14 protein-coding genes, 2 tRNA genes and 1 rRNA gene are annotated in these 19,205 nt (G+C 53.6%); 5 read left to right on the plus strand and 12 right to left on the minus strand.

The features are described from left to right. Position 1: 1 nt before the first annotated feature. Positions 2 to 1,723, plus strand: a complete 1,722-nt coding sequence (locus VF709_RS23250) for a TolC family protein (protein WP_149896783.1) — start codon at positions 2 to 4, stop codon at positions 1,721 to 1,723. Between the two features lie 73 nt (positions 1,724 to 1,796). On the opposite strand, the gene VF709_RS23255 is transcribed toward VF709_RS23250, so the two are convergent. From VF709_RS23255 to dnaQ, 5 genes are all read right to left on the minus strand, one after another. After that, positions 1,797 to 2,798 (minus strand): hypothetical protein, encoded by a 1,002-nt coding sequence (locus VF709_RS23255; RefSeq protein WP_095440348.1) that lies wholly within the window; start codon positions 2,796 to 2,798, stop codon positions 1,797 to 1,799. Positions 2,799 to 2,808: 10 nt separating this feature from the next. After that, positions 2,809 to 3,741 carry an ACP S-malonyltransferase gene (locus tag VF709_RS23260; RefSeq protein ID WP_029882419.1) on the minus strand — a complete coding sequence of 311 codons (933 nt, stop codon included), beginning with the start codon at positions 3,739 to 3,741 and terminating at the stop codon, positions 2,809 to 2,811. 10 nt (positions 3,742 to 3,751) lie between these two features. Beyond that, complete coding sequence (locus tag VF709_RS23265; RefSeq protein WP_440232358.1) at positions 3,752 to 8,896, minus strand: Ig-like domain-containing protein; 5,145 nt, start codon at positions 8,894 to 8,896, stop codon at positions 3,752 to 3,754. 478 nt (positions 8,897 to 9,374) lie between these two features. Then, positions 9,375 to 9,451, minus strand: a tRNA-Asp gene (locus VF709_RS23270). 130 nt (positions 9,452 to 9,581) lie between these two features. Further along, positions 9,582 to 10,313, minus strand: coding sequence for a DNA polymerase III subunit epsilon (gene dnaQ, locus VF709_RS23275; protein WP_013095690.1), 732 nt, complete (start codon positions 10,311 to 10,313; stop codon positions 9,582 to 9,584). 64 nt (positions 10,314 to 10,377) lie between these two features. Between dnaQ and rnhA the strand changes: the two genes are divergently transcribed. After that, positions 10,378 to 10,845, plus strand: coding sequence for a ribonuclease HI (gene rnhA, locus VF709_RS23280; RefSeq protein WP_013095689.1), 468 nt, complete (start codon positions 10,378 to 10,380; stop codon positions 10,843 to 10,845). Here rnhA and VF709_RS23285 read toward each other — a convergent pair whose 3' ends face one another. Beyond that, a complete protein-coding gene (locus VF709_RS23285; RefSeq protein ID WP_013095688.1) occupies positions 10,846 to 11,562 on the minus strand; it encodes a class I SAM-dependent methyltransferase in 717 nt (238 codons plus the stop codon). A 32-nt stretch (positions 11,563 to 11,594) separates the two neighbouring features. Here VF709_RS23285 and gloB point away from each other — a divergent pair, with 32 nt between their 5' ends. Next, the gene (gene gloB, locus VF709_RS23290; protein WP_029882852.1) at positions 11,595 to 12,353 is read left to right on the plus strand and encodes a hydroxyacylglutathione hydrolase; all 759 of its coding nucleotides are present in this window, start codon (positions 11,595 to 11,597) and stop codon (positions 12,351 to 12,353) included. A 68-nt stretch (positions 12,354 to 12,421) separates the two neighbouring features. Further along, positions 12,422 to 13,786 (plus strand): murein transglycosylase D, encoded by a 1,365-nt coding sequence (gene mltD / locus VF709_RS23295; protein ID WP_013095686.1) that lies wholly within the window; start codon positions 12,422 to 12,424, stop codon positions 13,784 to 13,786. 49 nt (positions 13,787 to 13,835) lie between these two features. Here the strand turns inward: mltD and VF709_RS23300 are convergent, their stop codons facing one another. The 3 genes from VF709_RS23300 to VF709_RS23310 form a co-directional block, all read right to left on the minus strand. Next, on the minus strand, positions 13,836 to 14,609 hold the full coding sequence (locus VF709_RS23300; protein ID WP_047352058.1) for a class I SAM-dependent methyltransferase: 774 nt from the start codon (positions 14,607 to 14,609) through the stop codon (positions 13,836 to 13,838). 76 nt (positions 14,610 to 14,685) lie between these two features. Beyond that, entirely contained in the window at positions 14,686 to 15,483 is a 798-nt protein-coding gene (locus VF709_RS23305) for an endonuclease/exonuclease/phosphatase family protein (protein WP_013095684.1), read from the minus strand. 137 nt (positions 15,484 to 15,620) lie between these two features. Continuing rightward, entirely contained in the window at positions 15,621 to 16,796 is a 1,176-nt protein-coding gene (locus VF709_RS23310) for an MFS transporter (protein WP_029882849.1), read from the minus strand. A 104-nt stretch (positions 16,797 to 16,900) separates the two neighbouring features. Here VF709_RS23310 and yafC point away from each other — a divergent pair, with 104 nt between their 5' ends. Beyond that, entirely contained in the window at positions 16,901 to 17,806 is a 906-nt protein-coding gene (gene yafC / locus VF709_RS23315) for a DNA-binding transcriptional regulator YafC (protein ID WP_013095682.1), read from the plus strand. Positions 17,807 to 17,835: 29 nt separating this feature from the next. Here the strand turns inward: yafC and dkgB are convergent, their stop codons facing one another. The 3 genes from dkgB to rrf all read right to left on the minus strand — a co-directional run bounded on the left by dkgB (position 17,836) and on the right by rrf (position 19,050). After that, positions 17,836 to 18,639, minus strand: coding sequence for a 2,5-didehydrogluconate reductase DkgB (gene dkgB, locus VF709_RS23320; protein ID WP_020686296.1), 804 nt, complete (start codon positions 18,637 to 18,639; stop codon positions 17,836 to 17,838). 163 nt (positions 18,640 to 18,802) lie between these two features. Further along, positions 18,803 to 18,879 (minus strand) — tRNA-Asp (locus VF709_RS23325). A gap of 55 nt (positions 18,880 to 18,934) precedes the next feature. Then, positions 18,935 to 19,050: ribosomal RNA gene (gene rrf / locus VF709_RS23330) — 5S ribosomal RNA — on the minus strand. Between the last annotated feature and the right edge of the window lie 155 nt (positions 19,051 to 19,205).

A 19,205-nucleotide genomic window follows, 5' to 3' on the forward strand; every position in this document is an offset into this window, starting at 1 on the left:
TATGGTTAAGGCACGTAAAGAGCGTCGTTGGGCAAGGGTAGCAACCGCAGTTGCACTCTGCTTGCCCTGCTCTTCTTTTGTCATTCCGCTGCACGCGGCTGACATTGCTCAGGCTAAAAGCAGCCTGGCGTCATTGCCGCCGATGCGCACACAGTCACAGCTCAACCGCGAAGTGCAGCCTGTGCAGCGGACGGTGTCGCACAGTGCGGCATCGCCGCGTTCGCTGCCCGCCATGCGTACCCAGTCGCAATACGTCAGTACGCAAAAGGCGATGCCAACGCAATCCACTGCGCGCCCAGAACGTTACGCCTCTGCACCGACAGCCAGGGAGTTTGCCCCCGCCCCGTCAAAACCGGCGGAAAGCCGGGCTGCGCTGAAGAAAAACGCAGACTTCTTCCCGCCCGTCACCGAGTATTACAAACCGGACCCGGCGTACGCCGGGGTGCGTCGTGACGGCGGTGCGCGTCAAGCCATCAGCGGCATGTCGCAGGGCTACCGTGCCGGCAGTCAGGATTCGCTTGTTTTTCTGCGCAGCATGGTGGCCAGAGCGCTGGCGTATAGCCCGGAACTGCGGGCCGCCTCAGCAGAGGTGATGGCGTCTGACTACATGGTCGATCAGGTAAAAGGCCAGCGCATGCCCCAGGTACGTCTGGGCGTAACCTCGCCGCTGTCGACCGTGGGCGGCGATCGCCAGTCGTCATCCAACAATAGCCATATCAGCGACTCAAGCGGCACGGTCTCCGTTAATACGCCGATTATTGACTGGGGAAGGATCAGTAACCAGGTGGACAACTCTCTGGAAACGGCAAAAGCAGCCCGTTATTCAAAAGAGTATTCCCGCGAACAGCTGGCCTACAACACCGTGTCCGAGCTGATGAACATGGGGCGTTATCAGCACAGTAAGGTTGTGGCGAAACAGTATGTTGGCCGCATGAAAGAGCTGGTCACCATGCTGTCGCAAATTACCCAGGCAGACCGCGGCAGAGAAAGTGAACTGGTGCAGGCCAAAGCAAAACTGATGTCGGCCCAGGCAAGTCTCGACAACATTGAGCATCAGCTGAGTGCCAGCAAAATCAAACTGGTGCGTCTGCTGGGGATCGAGCCTGAATTACCGGAAGGCATAAGCTGGCACGACACGGTCATCCCGGCGTCGGTGGCGCTTTCTGGGCTGGATAAGAACCCGATGATGCTGAACCTGCAGTCCAAAGTCCGGGCGGCGGAGTATGAGGCAGAAAGCATTAAATCGTCGGCCCTGCCGCAGGTGAACTGGGTCATCTCCAAAAGCACCGCCAAAGACAGCAACGGCAACGAAGCGGGTTGGTATACGGGCTTAAACGTCGAGTGGGAGGCGTTTAGCGGCGGCTCTCAGCGTGCCGCTGAGATGTCGGCACGGGCGAAAGCCAATATGGCGCAGCAGCAATATGAAGTGAGTTACAAAGATCTGGAGTATCAGATTAACTATCAGATTCAGGTACGTGACTCCTCTTTCCTGCGCGCCGATGATTACGATCGCCTGACAAGTGAAACGGATCGGGTGCGTCGTATGTTCTACGAACAGTGGTATCACCTTGGCAAACGCACCTTGCTCGACGTGCTGACGGCAGAAAACGATCATTTTAATAATCAGCTTTCTGCCATTAACAACCGCTACGACGGCTATATTTCCAACATTAACGTCATTGCCAGCGCCTCCATGCTGCTGTCATGGATGAAAATGAGCTAAGCGAAACAGACGTAATAAAAAGCCAGACCGTCAGTGATGAGGGTCTGGCTTTTTTATCTCTTTCAGAAGGCGACTACCAGGGGGTGTCCTCTCTGCTGATCTCCGCCCAGCGCAGATACATATCGCTCGACATCATAAAATCGGTATGCCATTTCCACCAGGTGTGCAGCGTGTAGTACACCAGACATGGCAGATAGCAAAGCAGGAAATAGACCTCAAACCAGACCTGCCATCCCGAAAGCGTAAGCAGCACGCCGATAACAGCCGACCAGACACATTCCACACCCACCAGCATCACCAGCCGCAGCCATAATGGTTTCTCTGACAGCGTCCTCCACGGGATTGACGGGGAGAAATAGAGATCAATCTCGTTAAGGAACAGATGGCCCAGAAACACATAGCGTCGGGTAAAGCGCAAGAACAGCAGATTGATTGCCAGCACCACCACGCAGAGCACCACCATGGTGATGATGGCGGTTAAGGTGAAGTAGCGCCCATAGAGATCAAACTGCGCACTGTTGCGTAAGGGGCTGATGGTCAGGAGATTCATCACCACACTCATCACGACAGCAGCGGCCACATACTGTGAAAGCTGCGTGTATTTTGCCTTGTCTCTGGCTGAGGCAACGACCTGCTGAATATAGACATGGCGCAGTGCGGCAAAGATCCCCCAGATAATCAGCGGCGCCACGAAAACCATGATCAGCAGCGTGATGCCTGGCGTGGTCAGCGCAAGGAAGAGCCCCGTGATGCCCGCGAAAATCAGGATCGAGACGGCAAGCACAACGAACGGTTCGAAGATGACCGAATTCGTTTTCGGGCTCTCTTTGCCGACAAATACCGACAAATCAACATTCTTGACGACGCATTTATAGGCCCAGAAGGCCTTAAGGTCGGCAATGAAGCTATACCCGATCAGCGCGAAAATACCGCTCGCGACCCAGGCATCCTGCCGGGAAAAAGAGAAACCGGCATTTTTCCAGTAAAAGCCCAGCAGGATAAACGTCACGATATAGATAAAAAGCACGTTCCTTTTATCCTGATAGCGGATGAAGGTTAAATAATCTGGAATCATAGCTCGGCCATTACATCCCTAACACTTTTCTGCAGTGCAGGACACGCCCGGCAGAAAAACCGGAAAAATCATTTAGCATCTGTCCCAGATAGGGTTTGTTGCTCATCTCCAGGAACAGCGGCTGGTCTGGATGATGGATGAATCTGGCCATGGAATCGGCCCATTTCACCGTCTGCGTCAGATGCAGGGAGAGGTTCTCTTTGATATTGTCGGGCACCGTTTCGACTCTGGCGGTCACATTCATCAGCACGTCATAGGCTGGCGAGGTGAAGGGCTGTCCCGCCAGGAAGTCACGCATCAATTGCACGCCCTCAGCCATTAAACGGGTATGCCAGGCCCCGCTGACGCCGAGCTTGATCGGCTCATAGCCTTCATCGGCCAGCACTTTGGCAAAATCACTCAGCGCAGACGGGGTCCCGCCAATCACCTGCTGACGCGGGGTATTGTCGCAGCTGATATCCAGCGCGATCCCGGAACGGGTGATGATGTCACTCAGCGTGGCAAAATCGGCCCCCTTCAGCGCCAGCATCGCGCCTTTCTGCTTTTTACTCACCGAATCCATGGTACTGGCGCGAAAATGCAGCGTACGGAACAGGGTCTCCAGCGAGATCGCGCCTGCCGCGTACAGGGCACTGTATTCGCCAACGCTATGGCCGCAGGCACCCACGACGCGCAGCGCCGGGAAGCGCTCGCGGCAGAGGCTATAAAGCGATACGTTGATCGCCGTAACGGCCAGCTGTTGTACCGTGGTCTGGATCAGCCTGTTCATCGGCCCCTTAAGGCAGAGTCGGCGCAGATCGAGACCCGACACATCGCTGGCACAATCCCAGATCTGTTTCGTCGTTGCATTGAGATCCCACAGATCGCTGCCCATACCAATCACCGGGTTTCCCTGGCCGGAAAACAGCAGCACCACAGGCTGCGATGGATTATCAAGCGTCATAGTCATTTCCTTATAAGTAATACTTAAAGCCAACATAGCCACCGGCAACATCGCCGAAGAAAGCAAACTCAGAATTTGCGCTACCCAGTGCTGAATAGACGCCGGTACCCTTGATCAGCGGACGGTTGTCGTCGGTTTCCCCGCCGGAGGCAATGACGCCTGCGGTGTTCACGTCGTCGTAGACTTCGGTGATCGCCACTTTGCTGGCGTCAGGCGCGGTGTAGTCGGTGATCAGTACAAAATCATCTGATTCCGGACCCGTGTTACCGGCCTTATCGGTTGCGGTAGTGGTGATATGGTGCTCACCCTCTGGCAGCGCGGTGGTTGGCGTAAATTGCCAGCCGCCATTTTCGTCCACCATGGTAGAACCAATCAGCTCCCCGTTATCATAGATATCGACACGGCTGCCCGGCTCTGCGGAACCTTTAAAGGTTGGGTTCGCATCATCGGTGGTGCTACCGCTGCTCAGATCGCCACGGCTGGAGCCGACGTCATCAGTCGCAACACCAATAACCGGTTTTTCCGGTGCCACGGTATCGACAGAGATATCAAAGGACGGAGAGGTCACGTCGTTTCCGGCCGGGTCTTTGGAAATCACGGTCAGGCTGTGATCGCCATCGGCCAGATCCTGTTCAGGGGTAAAGGTCCAGTTGCCGTCCGGATCCACCACGGTGGAGCCCAGTACATCGTCGCCATCCATGATGGTCACGGTGCTGCCTGGCTTACCTTTACCGCTCAGTTCAGGACGTGCGTCATCGGTCACGGTGCCTGGCTTCAGGTTGCCCACGATCGGGCCCTGGTCATCCACCACTTCACCCACGGTAACCTGGTTTGGATCCGGATCGACGGTGAAGGAGATCCCCGGAGACGGTTCACTGGTGTTGCCAGACGGATCGGTTACGGTGGTGGTGATCTCATGATCGCCTTTAGCCAGAGGCTTATCTGGCGTATAGGACCATTTACCTTCGTCATCAACGATGACGGAACCGATCTTCTCGTCGTTGTCATAGATGTCCACCACGCTGCCCGGCTCGGCTTCGCCGCTCAGGGTCGGGGACTGATCGTCGGTGGTGTCGCCTGGACCTACCGGCCCCTGCTTGTCGCCCACGTTATCATTGATAACGATATTTTCTGCCGGAGACGGTGCCGCAGTATCGATCACGATCGGGAAGGTACCGCTGGTGCGCGCGTTGCCCGCTGCGTCAGTCGCCGTGACGTTGAAGGTGTGCTGACCATCCGCCAGCGCGGTATCCGGGGTGAACGACCACTTACCGCTGCTGTCCGCCTTGACGGTGCCAATCACTTTCCCGTTGTCGAGGATAGACACAACGTCGCCCGGTGCAGCGCTGCCGCTCAGGGTTGGGGTGGTGTCGTTGGTGGTTTCGCCTTTCTGCATTGGGCCGACGTGCGGCTCGGCGTTGTCCACAACGCTGTTGATGGACGGCTCGGTGCTGACCGGGATCAGAACGGTAATGTCGTAAGACGGTGCTTCACCCACTACGCGGTTGCCTACTGCGTCCTGGGTTTCCAGCGTCAGCTGATTAAGCCCTTCCACCAGCGGTGTATCCAGTGCCAGCGTCCAGGTGCCTTCACTGTTGACCACGGCTGAGCCCAGCAGATGTTTGCCGTTAGCATCCGTGCTGTAAACAAAGACGGTGCTTCCCGCTTCACCAATACCATTGATAACCGGTTTGCTGTCATCGGTGATTTCACCGCTGGCCACGTTACCCTGACGGCCGCCGACATCATCCATTACGGACGTAATGTTCAGTACATCGCTGCTTGCCACTGGTGGGGTGTAGTCGGTCACCAGCACAAAATCATCCGATTCCGGACCGGTGTTGCCCGCTTCATCCGTTGCGGTGGTGGTGATATGGTGCTCACCTTCTGGCAGAGGTGTGGTTGGCGTGAACTGCCAGGCGCCGTTGTCGTCCGCAATCGTCGAGCCAATATGCTCACCGTTGTCATAAATATCGACACGGCTGCCCGGCTCTGCAGAGCCGTTGAAGGTTGGGTTTGCGTCGTCGGTGGTGCCACCGTTGCTCAGATCGCCACGAATTGTTCCCACATCATCCGTTGCGGATCCCAGTACAGGTTTTTCCGGCGCGGTCGCATCAACGGTAATATCAAAGGACGGAGAGGTCACCTCGTTTCCGGCCGGGTCTTTGGAAATCACGGTCAGGCTGTGATCGCCATCGGCCAGATCCTGCTCTGGCGTGAACGTCCAGTTGCCGTCCGGATCCACCACGGTGGAGCCCAGTACATCGTCGCCATCCATGATGGTCACGGTGCTGCCTGGCTTACCTTTACCGCTCAGTTCAGGGCGGACATCGTCGGTCACGGTGCCTGGCTTCAGGTTGCCCACGATCGGTCCCTGGTCATCCACCACTTCACCCACGGTAACCTGGTTTGGATCCGGATCGACGGTGAAGGAGATCCCCGGAGACGGTTCACTGGTGTTGCCAGACGGATCGGTCACGGTGGTGGTGATCTCATGATCGCCTTTAGCCAGAGGCGTGTCTGGCGTATAGGACCATTTACCTTCGTCATCAACGATGACGGAACCGATCTTCTCGTCGTTATCATAGATGTCCACCACGCTGCCCGGCTCAGCTTCGCCGCTCAGGGTCGGGGACTGATCGTCGGTGGTGTCGCCTGGACCTACCGGCCCCTGCTTGTCGCCCACGTTATCATTGATAACGATATTTTCTGCCGGAGACGGTGCCGCAGTATCGATCACGATCGGGAAGCTGCCGCTGGTGCGCGCGTTGCCCGCTGCGTCAGTCGCCGTGACGGTGAAGGTGTGCTTGCCATCCGCCAGCGCTGTATCCGGGGTGAACGCCCACTTCCCGTTGCTGTCCGCCGTGACGGTACCAATCACTTTCCCGTTGTCGAGGATAGACACAATGTCGCCCGGTGCAGCGCTGCCGCTCAGGGTTGGGGTGGTATCGTTGGTGGATTCGCCTTTCTGCATTGGGCCGACGTGTGGCTCGGCGTTGTCCACAACGCTGTTGATGGACGGTGCAGTACTCACCGGGATCAGCAGATTGATGTCGTAAGACGGCGCTTCACCGGCAACGCGGTTGCCCGCCGGGTCCTGCGTCTCCAGGGTCAGCTTGTTCAGGCCTTCCGTCAGTGGAGTTTCTGGTGTCAGGCTCCAGGTGCCATCACTGCCTACCACCGCTGTACCAATCAGGTGTTTGCCGGAAGAGTCGGTGGTGTAGACAAAGACGGTGTTCCCGGCTTCACCGATACCACTGATGAGCGGTTTGCTGTCATCGGTTATGTCACCGCTGGCTACATTGCCCTGACGATCGCCTACGTCATCCGCAACGGCGGTAATATTCAGAACATTTGCTGAAGCATCAGGCGCGGTAGTGTCAACTTCAAACTCCAGCGCTTCCGAGGGGTCGCTGGTATTGCCCGCCTTATCCGTCTGCGTAACGGTGATGCTGTGGTCGCCTTCACCCAGCGGTTTCTCTGGTTTCAGCGTCCAGTTGCCTTTATCGTCAATAACGGTTGTGCCAAGCACCTCGTCACCATCATAAATGGTCACGGTGTCGCCCGGTTCGCCTTTACCGCTGAATACCGGACGGGTTTCATCCGTGACGTCACCGCCTTTCAGTTGGCCCGTAATCGGCCCGGTATTATCCTGGGCATCGGCCATATCCGGTTTGGCTGGCGGCGTGGTATCCACAATAATCTGAATCGGATCGGAAGGATCGCCTTCATTGCCGAGCGGATCTTCCTCAACGACCACGACATTATGTTCACCCTCGGCAAGTTCATCCTTAGGTGTAAATGACCATTTACCTTCGTCGTCGACGATAACCGAGCCGATCTCTTTATCATTGTCTTTGATAATGATGGTATTGCCCGGTGTTCCCTCTCCACTGAAAGAAGGCTGACTGTCATCCGTCACATCGCCCGGTTTGAGCGGACCGGTTACCGGACCGGTATTGTCAATCACCTCAGGTGTTTCTGCTTTTCCCGGAGGTTCAGTCAATACAATAAAATCACGCTCATCAGACGGTTCGCTGACGTTACCCGCTTTATCCGTCTGGCTGACCGTGATGCTGTGGCTACCGTCAGTGAGGTTTTCGGAAGGTTTGAAATACCAACGACCATCCTCGTTAACGGTGGTTTCGCCGATCTTTTTACCGTTATCGTAAATCGCGATTGTTGCGCCTGCTTCACCGGTACCGCTCATTTCTGGTTGAGGATCGTCGGTGTAAGCATCATCATGAATTTCACCGGTGGTTTTACCCACTTTGTCCATGATGTGTTCAATCGTCGGCGCTTTTGGCGCAACCGTATCAACGACGATGACAATCGGGTCTGATGGAGGACTCGCGTTGCCGTCAGGATCTTTTTCCACGACGGTCAGCTCGTGCTCACCTTCACCCAGTGGCTTATCAGGCGTATAGCTCCACTCGCCTTCATCATCGACGATAACGGAGCCAATCTCTTTGTCGTTATCGTAGATATGGATGGTGTCACCAGGCTTACCTTTACCGGTCAGCGTCGGCGTTGAGTCATCGGTCGTATCACCTGATTTTAACGGGCCTTTGATTGAGCCTTCATCATCCATTGTGGTGCCGATGCTCGGCTTATCAGGCGTGGAGTGGTTATCGCCGTCGTCCTTGTCCATCTCAGACAGCGCGAAAGCAGCCCCTACACCCGCCGCCGCAAGTGCAAACCATCCCAGCATGCCAAACAGCATGTCGTTGTCGTCATCCGGGGCCGTCAGAAGAGGCCCACCCGCGCCTAACGGTTCTCCGCCTAACGCCACAGGAGACATGCTGCCGTCAGCCATCAGATAGCCGGTGTCGTAGCTTTCGCCCGACAGAGGAACATAGGCGTAGAGTAATCCATCTTCCGCCATGCCCATCAGCACCGGGTTGTTAGGATCACCATTGAAGTAATCTTCAATAATTATGCTTGGCTGTGTATCGCCTTCCTGGATAATGTGCAGCGCCTTGTCTACGCGCTGCAGCGTAATATTTTCTGGAGCGAAGTCGTCGTTAATATTCTTCAATAAATATTTATTGCCGGGGATAAGTTTTACCTTAACCGTCCGGCCTGCATCTGCGGTCAACAACCGAGTTTTTCCGTCTCCGTTATTGACCGCTAAAATGACTTTATTGTCCATCATACTTAAAGTCCTTGGTGAATTTCACTCACTAAATTGTGGATATATAAACTTTTTTGTTGATACACCCTGAACTACCTTACGTTGAAACCTTTCTGAGATAATTCATGTCCACAGGGTTCATCGACATGATGCTTAAAACTATCATGTCTGACCTCTTTATATGGGTAGGAAAAAACCACGCAACGCTCTACGCCGCATTAGGAATAGTTGACATCAAAAAGCTATTAATGAGTGAACAAGGAAGGAGGAGGAAAAGAATAATTAACGGTTAAGAACTTACACGAAAAGAATAATAAATCAAATTGATTATTTTAATAAAAATAACAGAATGAGATTTTTAATAAAAAATAAATTAAACAGGAACTCAGCCGTTCACCGCGTGACGACAGCAACGGGCCGGGTAGACGAGAGAAATTCAGGATTGAGGAAACGCAGAAATGAAAAAGGCCCACGTTATAAATAACGTGGGCCTGAATAGTGGCGGAACGGACGGGACTCGAACCCGCGACCCCCTGCGTGACAGGCAGGTATTCTAACCGACTGAACTACCGCTCCGCTGTGTTCCCTTGGGAACGAGGCGCATATTACGGTTTGCCTCTGAACTCGTCAACGCTTTTTCTCACGTTTTGAATCGTTTGCTGCAAAAATCACCCGAACGGTGATTTTACAGGCATTCTGGCATGCCTTACGCACGCCACATACAGCTTCCGCCCTTCTTCTGGACCAGATCCAGACGAGATTCGTGGTTGAGAAGCTCTTCATCACTCGCTAAAACAACCCGCAAGCGGCTGGCCTGGCGAACAACACGCTGAATTCCCGCTTCGCCCTGCGTCTGCTGAGATTCATTCTCCATGCTGAACTTCATTGACGTTTGACCGCCGGTCATCGCCAGATAGACATCCGCCAGGATCTGGGCATCGAGCAATGCCCCGTGCAGCGTTCGCTTGGTGTTGTCTATTTCATAACGTGAACAGAGCGCATCGAGGCTGTTACGCTTGCCGGGGAACATCTTCCTGGCCAGCGCCAGGCTGTCAGTGACCTTGCAGAAGGTGTTCGTTTTGGGGATATCGCGCTGGAGCTTACTAAACTCGTAGTCCATAAAGCCGATATCGAACGAGGCGTTGTGAATGACGAGCTCTGCGCCTTTAATGTAGTCCAGAAATTCGTCCGCCACCTCCGCGAAGGTCGGTTTATCCAGCAAGAACTCATCGGCAATACCATGAACGCCGAACGCTTCGGGATCCACCAGCCGATCGGGTTTGAGATAGACGTGGAAGTTGTTCCCCGTCAGACGACGGTTCACCACTTCAACAGCACCGATCTCAATGATCTTGTGCCCTTCGTAGTGCGCGCCGATCTGGTTCATACCGGTGGTTTCGGTATCAAGAACAATCTGGCGAGTAATTGCAGTGCTCATAGCGGTCATTTATGTCAGACTTATCGTTTAACTGAACGTTTCAAATACAGGAAGTCTACCAGAGATGCGTAAACAGGTAGAAATTTTCACCGATGGATCTTGTCTCGGTAACCCAGGGCCTGGCGGCTATGGCGCGATTATGCGCTATCGTCAGCACGAAAAAACTTTTAGTGAAGGGTATTTCCTGACCACCAACAACCGCATGGAGTTGATGGCGGCCATCGTGGCGCTGGAAGCCTTAAAAGAACATTGTGACGTTGTGCTCAGTACCGACAGCCAGTACGTGCGCCAGGGGATCACCCAGTGGATCCACAACTGGAAAAAACGCGGCTGGAAGACGGCAGATAAGAAGCCCGTCAAGAATGTCGATCTCTGGAAACGGCTGGATGCGGCGCTGGGCCAGCATAATATTAAGTGGGAATGGGTAAAAGGCCATGCCGGCCACCCGGAAAACGAGCGCTGCGATGAACTGGCGCGGACGGCGGCCGCTAACCCGGCACATGAGGACGCGGGCTATCAGCCTGAATCCTGATTACGGTTTTCTGTACTGCCGCGTGGCCCCCACGGTCTGGCGGATCGGCGTTTTGGTTTTGCTCTGCTTCATCGGGTTAAGCGTCAGGGGAATGGTTCGCTTACGCGCAACGATAAACTGCATGCAGCCTAATGCGGGCAAATGGGTACTCAGCAAAACGCCCCCTTTTCTGGCCCAGGGCAGTACCTGAAATCCGCCGTAGCTGAGCACTTCAAAATTCAGCAGCGAAAGCCAGTCCAGCTGGCGCATCATGGTGAACATCCGGCTGTTATAAGGAGGAGTGCGGCGTAATACGGGCACCAGCTTGCGCAGCCCCATCAGGCTCAGCGGATTAAACCCGCTTATCACCAGCCAGCCGTCATCTATCAGCACGCGATCGGCTTCACGCAGCATGCGATGAGGATCGCTGCACCAGGGTATCGTATGCGCCAGCAGGCACGCATCAACCGACTTTTCCGCAAACGGCAGATGTAAAGGGTCTGCCTTCACCTGAACGGGCGATCCGCCGAGAGAGACATGGACCTGATGTGAGATAGCGCAGCTTTCGGTATTGATTTCCGCGCTGAGATTGCCAATCTTAAGCAGGTGAAAGCCATACATTTTCGCGAGCCAGGGCTTAAGCTGTAGTTCTAACGCCTCGCGATAGTATTCACCCCAGGGCAATTCCGCCCAACGTTCCGGTGCTGCGACAGTCTGAGGTATCCTTGCCGGTTTCATCAAAACACCCGCCACGCTATAAGAGGTAATGTATGAATCTTATCAGTATTCCTGCCTTTGAGGACAATTACATCTGGGTTTTAGTCGATGACGCGCGTCGATGCGTCATTGTCGACCCCGGAGAGGCCGCCCCGGTTCTGCAGGCAATAAAAGAGAACGGCTGGCAGCCTGAAGCCATCCTCCTGACCCACCATCACCACGATCATACCGGCGGTGTGCCTGAGCTGCGCGCCCGGTTCCCGCATCTGGTGGTTTACGGACCGGCAGAGGCACAAGATAAGGGAATCACGCAAGTAGTCGAAGAAGGCAAAAATATCCTCATACGTGAGTGGGAGTTTTCCGTATTTGCTACACCAGGTCACACTTTGGGACATCTGTGTTTCTACAGCAAACCTTATCTGTTTTGTGGCGATACGCTGTTTTCTGGCGGCTGTGGCAGACTGTTTGAAGGCACGCCAGCCCAGATGTACCAATCTTTACAAAAAATTAATGCCCTGCCTGACGATACTGTAATTTGTTGCGCGCATGAGTATACATTAGGAAATATGAAGTTTTCTGCCAGCATTTTACCTGAGGATCGTGCGATTCAGGATTACTATCAGAAAGTGAAGGAGTTACGTGCAAAAAACCAAAAAACACTACCCGTAATTCTGAAAAACGAGCGTAAAATTAATTTATTTCTTAGAACAGATGACATTGATTTAATTAATAAAATTAACCAAGAAACAAAATTGCAACAACCAGAACAGCGATTTGCATGGTTAAGGTCAAAGAAAGATAACTTCAGATAATTGCGGGTTGCCTTTTCAAAATTTCGCCGTTATCATCGCTCGTCTTTTAAGCAACTATTGACACACACATGAAGGCAAAAGCGATCTTACTCGCCTCTGTCCTGCTTGTTGGTTGCCAGTCGCAGAACGGCAGCAACGTACAACAGCACGCACAGAGCCTTTCTGCAGCTGGTCAAGGGGAAGCAGGGAAGTTTACAAGCTCAGCGCGTTGGTTGGACGATGGGACATCTTTCGCGCAGGATCAAAACTTGTGGACCTCTATTGGCGACGAGCTAAAGATGGGAATTCCGGAAAACAGCCGGATTCGCGAACAGAAACAGAAGTATTTAAGAAATAAGAGCTATCTCCACGATGTAACGTTACGGGCAGAGCCGTATATGTACTGGATAGCCGGGCAAGTTAAGAAACGTAACATGCCTATGGAGCTGGTACTCCTACCCATAGTGGAGAGCGCTTTTGACCCACACGCGACGTCTGGCGCCAATGCCGCAGGTATTTGGCAGATCATTCCGAGCACGGGGCGAAATTACGGTTTGAAACAGACCCGTAACTATGATGCGCGTCGCGATGTTGTCGCTTCCACGACAGCCGCTCTCGACATGATGCAACGTCTGAACAAGATGTTTGACGGCGACTGGTTGTTAACGGTTGCGGCGTATAATAGTGGCGAAGGTCGTGTACTGAAGGCAATGAAAGCGAATAAAGCACGGGGTAAATCCACCGATTTTTGGTCGCTCTCACTGCCACAGGAAACGAAGATTTACGTACCGAAGATGCTGGCATTGAGTGATATTCTCAAAAACAGCAAGCGTTACGGTGTACAACTGCCAACACCAGACGAAAGTCGTGCACTGGCGCGCGTTCGCCTCAGCAACCCGGTTGATATTCAACAGGTTGCCGATATGACGGGTATGTCGGTAAGTAAACTGAAAACCTTTAACGCGGGTGTTAAAGGCTCAACGCTGGGGGCGAGTGGCCCACAGTATGTGATGGTTCCGCAGAAACATGCTGAACAGTTACGTGAGTCTTTAGCGTCTGGTGAAATTGCCGCCGTTCAGTCAACGCTGATTGCGGATGCATCATCAGTCAACAGCCGCAGCTACAAGGTTCGTAGCGGTGATACGCTTTCGGGCATTGCATCACGTCTTGGCGTGACAGCAAAAGATCTGCAGCAGTGGAATAACCTGCGCAGCTCAGGCCTGAGAGTGGGTCAGACACTGACGGTGGGTGCGGGTAGCAGCGCACAGCGTCTCGCCAATAACAGCGATAGCATTACCTATCGCGTGCGTAAAGGCGATTCACTGTCCAGTATCGCAAAACGACACGGCGTGAACATTAAGGATGTGATGCGCTGGAATAATGATACTGACAATCTGCAACCAGGCGACCAGCTGACACTGTTTGTGAAAAACAGCGCCACGCCAGACTCCTGATTACACGATACAAAGATAAAAAGGCACCGATTCCCCTCGGTGCTTTTTTTTACTTCGCTTTTTGCGCTTCAATCATGATGGTATCGCTGGTAAACGAACCGTCATCCTGCAATTCAAAGTAGGCCTTCACCTCTGAGGAAGCACTGTCCTGATACAACCGTATGGCCTGGCTTAACGCGTCCGGGGTGCGCATACGGGCGATCCACGAACTAAATTCCAGCGGTAAGCGATCGGTTATCAGTGAACGTGAAATTAAACCGGCCTCAGTGATAAACGTTAACCACTCCCCACTGGAATAATCCTGCACGTGCGAGGTGTCACGCAGCGCTTCAACCGTCTGCAACCAGATGTTCCGTACAGGGTGACCCGGAGACATGACGTCCATAATGATGACGATTCCACCCGGCTTCAGCACGCGTTTGACTTCCCGTAATGCCTGGCCGACATCGTGCCAGTGGTGCGCGGAGTAACGGCTGATAACAACGTCAAACGACGCCTCTTCGAAAGGTAAGGATTCGGCATAGCCCTGGCGCGTATCGACATTGTTGAGCCCTTTGGCTTTTGCCGCCTCCGCCACTACCTCCAGCATCTGGCTGGATAAATCATACGCCGTAACCTGAGCCACATGCTGCGCTGCTGTAAAGCTGGCATGCCCTGCTCCACAGCCTAAATCCAGCACCGTCGCCTGCGGAAACGCCGAGAGACGCTCGCCGAGACGCACCAGATCGCGGCCAGAAGCATGTACGGCGCTGGTCAGATAGGCGCTTGCCTGGGAACCAAACTGTTTTTCGACGTTGTCGTGATGAGAGTGTGTTGTTGTCATTGTACTGTCCTTGCGTTGGTTAAAGTAAAGGGCAGCACTCAACCGGCCTGCCCCACGGCAGACCTGACTCACCATATTAATCAGGTTTGCCGGGACTGAATTCCACTAGTAGCGGGTTGTGATCGGAGGCGCGAGTGACCAGAACAGAGGCGTCATGCACGCTCAAACCACGATAGAAAACGAAATCGAGAGGACGACCGAACGCTTTCTTGCGCTGGTCATCACTAAAACGAACTTCACGCAGCGACATCTCCCGCGCAAAGCGATACAGCGCGTTCATGCGTGGACGGCTCCAGGCATTGAAATCCCCGGCCATAATAATAGGCCCACTGTGATGGGCTATCTGGTCACCAATAGGAAGTAACTGCTTACTATACACATCCACGCCCAGACTGAAGTTTACCGCATGGATGTTCACGACCATCAGTAGCCGCGTGTCAGGCAGTGGGTAGACCGTCACCAGCGCCGATTTTGCCAGTCGCAGGATAGGCTCGCGTTCGCGCAACGGGCAGCAGTAAACCGGATGCGCGGCAGAAAGGGTCATCACGCCAGAGGGATGTTGCGGCAATACAAATGCGGGCACCTGGTCGGCGGCGAGATAGTTAGTGGTCGCAAACCTTACCAGCTCAGGCGTGGTTTGCGCCTCCTGCAGCAGAACCAGATGGGCATCTTTACCAAAGTTCTTGAGGACGGATAACCAATCCGCGCGCTGCTGTTTAAAGATATTCCATACCAGCACCCGAATTTTTTCATCGCTGCTTAACGGTGTACCGGCAGGTAATGCCTGGCTGATGCTCGCAAACGACCCGGGAGGCAAGATCCTCTCCGCGGGCATTCCGGCAACATAACGCATGGCATAGGTATTTTTTCGCACTTTTGGAAACAACCTCTGTAACATGAACCAGCCCGGAAAACGGACTGGTTCTAATGTTATAGGGATTTTAGGTCACACTTTCAACGCAATTACTGAGAAACCTCTTTCCAGTTTTGTAAGCAAGCACTTACTGAGGTTTAACCAAGCGCTACGCGAGAGGGTTTATCAAGGCGTCCGCTCAGACCAATCAGCAGGAAGGCAACGAGCACAATAACGGCACCAATCCACGGGGTTTGGGTTAATCCAAAGTGTTCCACCGTCTGCCCGCCAACGATAGAGCCGATCGCGATACCAATGTTGAAGGCGGCAATGTTCAGACCAGAAGCCACGTCCACCGCATTTGGCGTGTAGCGTTCGGCTTTTTGTACCACATAGACCTGCAGGCCGGGTACATTACCAAAGGCAAAGATGCCCATGACCAGTACCGTTACCAGCGCGGCGTACTGAATCGATGCCGTGAACTGGAAGAGCATCAGCAGAATCACCAGTGCCGCGAAGATAAACTTAAGCGCTGGTACAGCACCATGCTTATCCGCGAGCTTACCTCCCCAGATGTTGCCAATCGCCACAGAGATACCGTACCCCAGTAAAATCCAGCTTACCGCTGCAGGAGAGAAGCCGGCCAGATCCTGCATCATTGGAGCGAGGAAGGTGAATGCCGTGAACACGCCGCCGTAGCCCAGCGCCGTAACGGCATAGATGAGCAGCAAACGAGGATGTGTGAGCACCTTAATCTGATCGCTCAGTCTTGCGCTTGTACGGCCGGGAATATTCGACGGTACCAACAGCAGGCTGGCCACCAGTGCAATCACGCCCAGTAAAGAAACGGCGAGGAAGGTTTCACGCCAGCCGAAATGTTGCCCGATGAACGTTCCTAATGGTACGCCGGTGACCAGTGCGACGGTCAATCCGCCAAACATAATAGCAATGGCTGATGCAGCTTTCTCTTTGGGTACCAGGCTGGTTGCAATGGTGGAGCCAATCGAGAAGAACACCCCATGAGCAAGGCCAGTCAGCAGGCGGGCAATGACCAGCGTCGTGTAGTCCGGCGCCTGCCAGGCCAGTATATTGCCGGCCGTGAAGAGCACCATCAGCGCGACCAGCAGTTGCTTACGCGGGAATCGCCCGGTTAATGCCGTCAGGACGGGCGCGCCGACAGCGACACCCAAAGCATAGATGGAGACCAACAGCCCGGCTGAAGGTAATGAGATAGCAAGCTGGTTAGCGATGGTAGGAACCAGTCCTACGATAACAAATTCGGTCGTGCCAATTGCAAAGGCACTGATCGTCAGGGCAAGTAGCGCCAGTGGCATAAAATACTCCGTATCATCAGGATTAAGATGACAGGCAGTATGCGCCAGTGGTTAAATAACAAAAATGGTCAAAATCTCAATAGAATTTTGCAGGTGGTGCAACAATGAAAGCAACCTCGGAAGAGCTGACAATCTTTGTCGCCGTCGTCGAAAGTGGCAGTTTTAGCCGCGCGGCAGAGCAGTTAGGGCAGGCAAACTCTGCTGTAAGCCGCTCGGTGAAAAAGCTTGAGATGAAGCTTGGGGTGAGTCTTCTCAACCGCACGACGCGGCAGTTGAGCCTGACGGAAGAAGGTGAACGGTACTTCCGCCGGGTGCAGTCTGTCTTACAGGAGATGGCTGCAGCAGAGACTGAGATCATGGAAACGCGCAGCACACCGCGTGGGCTATTGCGTATTGATGCGGCCACACCGGTAGTTCTGCACTTTCTGATGCCGCTGATTAAACCTTTCCGTGAACGCTATCCGGAGATGACGCTCTCTTTGGTCTCCTCCGAGACCTTTATCAATCTTATCGAACGTAAAGTCGATGTGGCGATCCGGGCGGGAACCCTGACGGACTCAAGCCTGCGCGCGCGTCCTCTGTTTGCCAGCTACCGTAAAATCATCGCCTCACCACAATACATCGCTGAACACGGCAAACCTGAAACCGTTGAAGAGCTGAAGCAGCATCTATGTCTGGGTTTCACCGAGCCGGTATCACTGAATACCTGGCCTGTCGCCTGCCCTGATGGTCAGCTGCATGAGATCACCTGCGGGTTGTCGTCCAACAGCGGGGAAACGCTGAAGCAGTTGTGTCTTGAAGGAAACGGGATCGCCTGTTTGTCTGATTACATGATTGATAAAGAAATTGCGCGCGGTGATCTCGTGGAGTTAATGGCGGACAAGCGTCTGCCGGTAGAGATGCCCTTCAGTGCGGTTTACTACAGTGACAGAGCGGTGAGCACGCGTATCCGTGCCTTTATCGACTTTCTGAGCGAGCATATAAAAACAGCTCCCGAAGGAGCTGTGTGAGGGTTAAGCGTACAGAGGGTAAGTCAATATTAATCCCAGTCTGGCGCTAAACCTTCCGGGCTCACCAGGCGATCGTTGCACTCCAGGGCAGCGATCGCTTTTTTGTCTTCTTCATCCAGCTGGAGATCCACAGCTAGCAGGTTGCTGGCCAGGTTTTCACGCTTCGTTGAAGATGGAATAACGGCATAACCTTCACCCATCGCCCAGGCCAGGATCACCTGTGCAGCCGTTGCGTTATGTTTATTTGCAATACGTGCAATGACCTCATCTTTCAGCGCTTTACCGTATGCCAGCGTCATGTAAGAAGTGATGTGAATGCCGTGCTGTTTGGCCCACGCCACCACGTTGCGGTTTTGCAGATAAGGGGAGAGCTCAATCTGGTTGGTGGCAATGTTCTCTGCGCCAACGGCAGCGATGGCTTTTTCCATCAACGGAATGGTGAAGTTCGAAATACCAATTTGACGGGTTAAGCCCTGCTCTTTCGCTTCCAGCAGCGCCTGCATAAATTCTTCTACAGAAACGGCATCATTCGGAGATGGCCAGTGGATCAGGGTCAGATCGACATAGTCAGTACGCAGCTTCTTCAGGCTCTCTTTCAGGCTTGGGATCAGCTTGTCTTTACTGAGGTTCTCGATCCAGATTTTGGTGGTGATAAACAGTTCGTTACGCGGTACACCGCTTTCTTCAATCGCCTGGCCAACCGCAGCTTCATTTTCATAAATCTGCGCGGTATCAATTGCGCGATAGCCAAGCTCAAGGGCGGTTTTGACCGATGCGATAACAACGTCGTCTTTCAGGCGGAAAGTGCCCAGGCCTAATGCAGGGATAGTCATGTCATTCCTCGTTATTCGTAATATTCGTCAACTGAGGAAGATTATCGCTGCTGGCGTTATGCTGAAAAAGGTCGTAAAACGCAGAGGATTTTTGCTGATTTAGCAATAATTGGGAAGCAGATAAGAAAAAAGCCCTGAGCGTTAACTCAGGGCTTTTAATAAGTGGCGGAACGGACGGGACTCGAACCCGCGACCCCCTGCGTGACAGGCAGGTATTCTAACCGACTGAACTACCGCTCCACCGAAGACTGCTGTAACCACCGGATTGATACACCGGTTTACTACTTAATTTGATGCCTGGCAGTTCCCTACTCTCACATGGGGAGACCCCACACTACCATCGGCGCTACGGCGTTTCACTTCTGAGTTCGGCATGGGGTCAGGTGGGACCACCGCGCTACAGCCGCCAGGCAAATTCCTGTGCTCTGTCCTGTGTCTTTTGGGCTGATACTGCGTTGGCTGCTCTCGTAAAGTCAGTCACATACCTCAGTATGCTCCTTCCTTTCCTTCGCTTGCCGCCTTGTCTCAGCGCAAAATCCTTCGGACTCTGAATCAAAGCTGAAAAT

It is taken from the genome of Enterobacter sp. Lyrl_3 (genome assembly GCF_051948675.1).
In the GTDB taxonomy this organism is placed as follows: domain Bacteria; phylum Pseudomonadota; class Gammaproteobacteria; order Enterobacterales; family Enterobacteriaceae; genus Enterobacter; species Enterobacter cloacae.